The sequence below is a fragment of the Flavobacterium sp. genome, assembly GCF_043779715.1.
In the GTDB taxonomy this organism is placed as follows: domain Bacteria; phylum Bacteroidota; class Bacteroidia; order Flavobacteriales; family Flavobacteriaceae; genus Flavobacterium.
This window is the reverse complement of the sequence record NZ_JAYWDT010000036.1, coordinates 1-4,683: the sequence shown is the minus strand read 5'-3', so window position 1 is coordinate 4,683 and position 4,683 is coordinate 1. Positions and strand designations below refer to the sequence as shown.

Below are 4,683 nucleotides of genomic sequence, written 5' to 3'. Positions count from 1 at the left end.
GCAGTGGATTGTTGATGAACATCAATGTTTCTTGATAGATCAAAAATGATTTCTATTGGGGCTTTTATTTTGGTTGTTAGTTGTATGGTTGTCATTTAGATGTTAAGTTTTTAAATGTTTTTTCTAAAGTATTATACTCAAATGTAAATCCGTTTTCTTGTAACTTTTTGGGAATTACATTGCGGCTTTTCAAAACCAATTCTGTTTCTGTTCTGATGAAAAAGGATCCGATTTTTAGTAATAACTTACTTGTGGGAAGTCCAAACGGAATTCCGATTGTTGCTCTAAGTGTTTTCATGAAATCATCATTTGTAATAGGATTTGGAGAAACAATATTTACAACTTCTGTTAGCTCTTTTTTAATAATATATTCGATGGCTCGAGCAAAATCTTTTTCGTGAATCCAACTTATAAATTGATTTCCTTTTCCTTGTTTTCCACCAAGTCCAAATTTAGCAAGGGTTTTTATAGGAACAAAAGCGCCGCCATTTTTACCTAAAACTATCGAAGTTCGTAAAGTAGTTTTCAAAGTTTTTGGAGTTTCAGTTTCAAAAAATACTTTCTCCCAACTTTTTGCGATATTCATGGAAAAATCATCGCCAGTTACACCAGTAACTTCATCCATTTGTTTATCCAATGAAAATTTATATATGGTAGATGTTGAGGAATTAAGCCAGTGTTTGGGTGGATTTTTACAATTTAAAACCGCTTCATTTAATATTTTGGTACTGTCAATTCTAGAATCGTAAATCTCTTTTTTGTTGGCTGCGGTATATCTGCAATCGACAGATTTTCCCGCAAGATTTATTAAAACTGAAGCGTTTTCAAGTTCATTCTCCCAACCAGACATTGTTTTGGCATCCCAATGCACATATTTTACCGAATCAATACTTTTAGATTTTCCTCGAGTTAGAATTACAATTTGATCAAATTTATCTTTAAAATGTGCTACTAAAACTTGACCTAAAAATCCTGTTCCTGCTGCAATTATTAACTTTTTCATTAGTTTAAATTTAAGATGATTGTTAAAGCAATTATTCGATAAATTACCCAAGTTACAGATAAGTAAAAAGGTAACTGTAGTAGTTTGAGTCTTCGTGAATGTTCTACTAACATTACTAAAACGGTTATTCCAAACCAGCCTAAAGTTACGAATTCTGAGATGTTAACAATTAAATTCAATATCAACATCGGAAGTAATAATAAAGAACCCATTAACGAAACCGTCATTAAGTTTCCGTTGTAATTCAAAATTATTTTCTTGTCCAATTTTATCAAAAATAAACTTTGAAAAACTATTTGACCTAATGCAAGAATAAGTTCTCTTGCAATAGTAGATTTTGGTAAAATGGGTATAGAATTTGAAAATTTATACAAGACAAATGTGGTAATTGTCGTTGCAAACAAAATGTACAAAATTCGATACTGATAATTAAAATCAGGAATACATTGCAACTTGATTTCTTTTTTAATCTTACTCGGAATGATTACTTTGCGATTATAAGAAATGAAGGAATATAATTTTTTCAGAAAAAACTTTATTGGTTTTAGATTTCCGATTGTCTCTATCCACGGAAATGAAAATCCGATTACTTTTAGCAAACTGTCAATTCCATAAATTACAGTTTTGTTTTCGTTATTAACTAATGCGATTTCGTTTGAGGCGCGTTGGACATCAATAAAGTTTTGTTCTTCATCAGATAATTGACAGTATGGTTTCTTGCCATTTTCGTCCAACATTCCAGTTTTTATAAATCCAGAAGTATAAACGCGACAAAGCGGGCAATCTTCGTCATATAGTAAGGTTTGGTTAATTAAGGTTTTCATCGTATCGTTCTTTTACCTTCAATCGCTATTTTTGAACCAATAGCAAGAAATTCAGAGGTAGGTTTTAAATCTTGTAAAAACTTAAAATCCTTGCCATAAATACTCTCAAAATCAATATCAATTTTCGATTCAATTACTTGCAGTTGTTCCCATCGTGGGTGAGATACCGCATATTCAATTGACTTTTCTTTGTTGTAATTGGTGTACCCAAAATAATGTTCGGTAATGAATTCGGCTTCAGAATTCAGTTCAATCGGAACTGGATTTTTTTCTGTTGTCATCGAAATAGAATTCCATTTTGCATCCTTGAACCATTCGTATTGAAAAGATTTTGAAGTTTCGTTTTCAGTTCTTGAATGACGCATTTTCAAGGTTTGGTAATGTTCGTTGTATAAAGTGTTGGCAACAATCGTTATAGCATGCTTCGGAACAATTTCTTTAACGAAAACAACACCGCGTTTCCAAATTCCATTTTCGAATCTTTTTACATAAAAGCGTAAATTGACTTCTTCAAAATTGACATGGAAAGGGACTTTAATCCCTAATACTTTCACGTTTTCAAACATAAATCCAATTAAACTGATATAACATTTGCCGTTCCATAAATCGAGTTCAGTTCCTTTTGGAACATAACTTTTTAATATTTTCGGATTGATTTCGTAATTGAACATCGATAAATCATTCCATTCTGCGGTTAAGAAGCTCATAATTTTATGTTTTATTTTTAAACTTTCAGAAAAAAATGAAAGTTTTGATTAAATTTTTTTAGTACTATTTAATTCGTTATTTGTTATTGTTTTTTATCGGTCTCATGGAATAGTTTTTTAGAGTAATATTTTAAAATGGTTAAAAAACTATTTCATTATTTTAACAATCAATTTTGCCAACCAATTGTCTTTGTATTCCGTCATTTTGTCCAAAACATTATCAGCTTTAAGTACAAAATCATACAATTTAGTAGTTTGATCTACAAAATGTTTTTCTTCGGGAGTATTGTCAGATGTTATGGAAGAAACTTCTTTCAAAACCTTTAATGCAGGTTTTATTTCGCGTTTACTTCGTTCTCTCGCAATTTTCACCGCCAGTTCGTCTAAATCTTTTTCAGCTGTAAAAAATTCGCGTCGTTCGCCTGCTTTGTATTCTTTGTAAACAATTCCCCAATCCATCAAGGCTCGCAAATTCATGGATGCATTGCCGCGCGAAATTTGCAATTCCTCCATAATGTCTTCCATCGAAACCGCTTCGTGAGAAACCATCAAAAGCGCATGAATTTGAGCCATGGTTTTGTTAATTCCCCATTGACTGCCTAGTGCACCCCAAGTTTGAATGAATTTATTTTTTGCTTCTTTGAATTCCATAATGTAAAGATAAATAATGTTTTTGAACTTTCAATAAAAAGTGAAAGTTTATTTTTGTTTTAACTTATTGTAAAAAAATGTAATATTGGTGAATAGGATTTTTTTTAACAATTAAGGAATTTAAGAAAATTAAGTTTTTAGCAGGAATGCTTAACTTTCTTAAATGTTTTAATATTTTGATTTTTGCAGATTTAAATCATTTCTGTACAATTAAATGTTGGTGCAACTATGAAATTTTAACTGGATCAGCTTATTGTAATCAAATCAATAGTAGTAGACCGGGATTATAAAATCGTTTATCGAAGCGTATCAGCCGAGTTTTTTGGTTGTGGATGAAATTAACTTTAGAGATTTCTTGAAGTTGTTTTTTTAAACCATTAAGAAATTAAGTGTATTAAGTTCAAAATCTTAATTATCTTAAATTTCTTAATGGTAAAATTATTTGTTAAATCTAAATCAGCCCAGCGCGTTTCAACAATGCATCCGCCTTCGGTTCTTGACCTCTAAAACGTTTGTATAATTCCATCGGTAATTCGGTACCACCTTTAGAAAGTATATTGTCTTTAAATTTTGTTGCGACTTCTTTATTGAAAATTCCTTTTTCTTGGAAATAAGCAAAAGCATCGGCATCGAGAACTTCGGCCCATTTGTAACTGTAATAGCCGGACGAATATCCGCCTTGAAAAATGTGCGAAAACGATGTACTCATGCAATTTTCAGCTACATATGGATACAAACTTGTGCCTGCCATAGCTTGTTTTTCAAAAGCTTTTACATCTTCAATCGCTTGCGATTTTCCGTGATAAGTCATGTCTAAAAGTCCAAAACTGATCTGTCTTAATGTTGCCATTCCTTCTAAGAAACTCGCACTTTCTTTTATTTTTTCTACATATTCTTGAGGGATAACTTCGCCCGTTTCATAATGTTTAGCAAACAATGCCAATGCTTCTGGTTCGTAGCACCAGTTTTCCATTACTTGGCTTGGCAATTCCACAAAATCCCAATAAACCGAAGTTCCAGACAAACTCGGATAAGTCGTATCGGCTAACATTCCGTGTAAGGCGTGACCAAATTCGTGGAATAAGGTTGTTACTTCGTTGAAAGTTAGGAGTGAAGGTTTGGTTTCTGTGGCAGGTGTGAAATTACAAACGATAGAAACATGTGGTCTTTCATTGATTTCATTTTTTATGGCTTGCGATTTATAAGAAGTCATCCAAGCGCCGTTACGTTTTCCTTTTCTTGGGAAAAAATCAGCATAGAAAACAGCAACTAATTGTCCTTCGGAATCCAATACTTCAAAAGTTTGCACATCTTTATGGTATTTGTCAATATCAAAAACTTCTTTGAATGTAATTCCGAATAGTTTTTCGGCTATGGTAAAAGCTCCATTTAAAACATTTTCTAACTTGAAATAAGGTTTTAAAATCTCATCATCAAAGTTGAATAATTTTTGTTTCAATTTTTCAGAATAGTAAGCGCCATCCCATTTTTCTAATTG

The 4,683-nt window shown here is 31.8% G+C and carries 5 protein-coding genes; all 5 read right to left on the bottom strand.

Annotation, left to right across the window (positions count from 1 at the left end; all coding sequences use genetic code 11):
- Positions 1-91 precede the first annotated feature (91 nt).
- Positions 92-1,003 (bottom strand): TIGR01777 family oxidoreductase, encoded by a 912-nt coding sequence (locus ACH2BG_RS01535; protein ID WP_395045972.1) that lies wholly within the window; start codon positions 1,001-1,003, stop codon positions 92-94.
- Positions 1,003-1,827, bottom strand: coding sequence for a hypothetical protein (locus ACH2BG_RS01530; RefSeq protein WP_395045971.1), 825 nt, complete (start codon positions 1,825-1,827; stop codon positions 1,003-1,005). Before ACH2BG_RS01530 ends, ACH2BG_RS01535 begins: the two co-directional genes overlap by 1 nt.
- A complete protein-coding gene (locus tag ACH2BG_RS01525; RefSeq protein ID WP_395045970.1) occupies positions 1,824-2,534 on the bottom strand; it encodes a YqjF family protein in 711 nt (236 codons plus the stop codon). Before ACH2BG_RS01525 ends, ACH2BG_RS01530 begins: the two co-directional genes overlap by 4 nt.
- Positions 2,535-2,681: 147 nt before the next feature.
- Positions 2,682-3,185 (bottom strand): GbsR/MarR family transcriptional regulator, encoded by a 504-nt coding sequence (locus ACH2BG_RS01520; RefSeq protein WP_395045969.1) that lies wholly within the window; start codon positions 3,183-3,185, stop codon positions 2,682-2,684.
- A 451-nt stretch (positions 3,186-3,636) separates the two neighbouring features.
- Positions 3,637-4,683 (bottom strand): M3 family metallopeptidase (locus ACH2BG_RS01515; protein ID WP_395045968.1); only part of this gene is annotated, 1,047 nt, incomplete at its 5' end.

Bases quoted from the DNA above. Each gene is read 5' to 3' on its own strand.
- ACH2BG_RS01530 (WP_395045971.1), bottom strand. From the start codon at position 1,827: ATGAAAACCTTAATTAACCAAACCTTACTATATGACGAAGATTGCCCG.
- ACH2BG_RS01520 (WP_395045969.1), bottom strand. From the start codon at position 3,185: ATGGAATTCAAAGAAGCAAAAAATAAATTCATTCAAACTTGGGGTGCA.
- ACH2BG_RS01525 (WP_395045970.1), bottom strand. From the start codon at position 2,534: ATGAGCTTCTTAACCGCAGAATGGAATGATTTATCGATGTTCAATTAC.
- ACH2BG_RS01535 (WP_395045972.1), bottom strand. From the start codon at position 1,003: ATGAAAAAGTTAATAATTGCAGCAGGAACAGGATTTTTAGGTCAAGTT.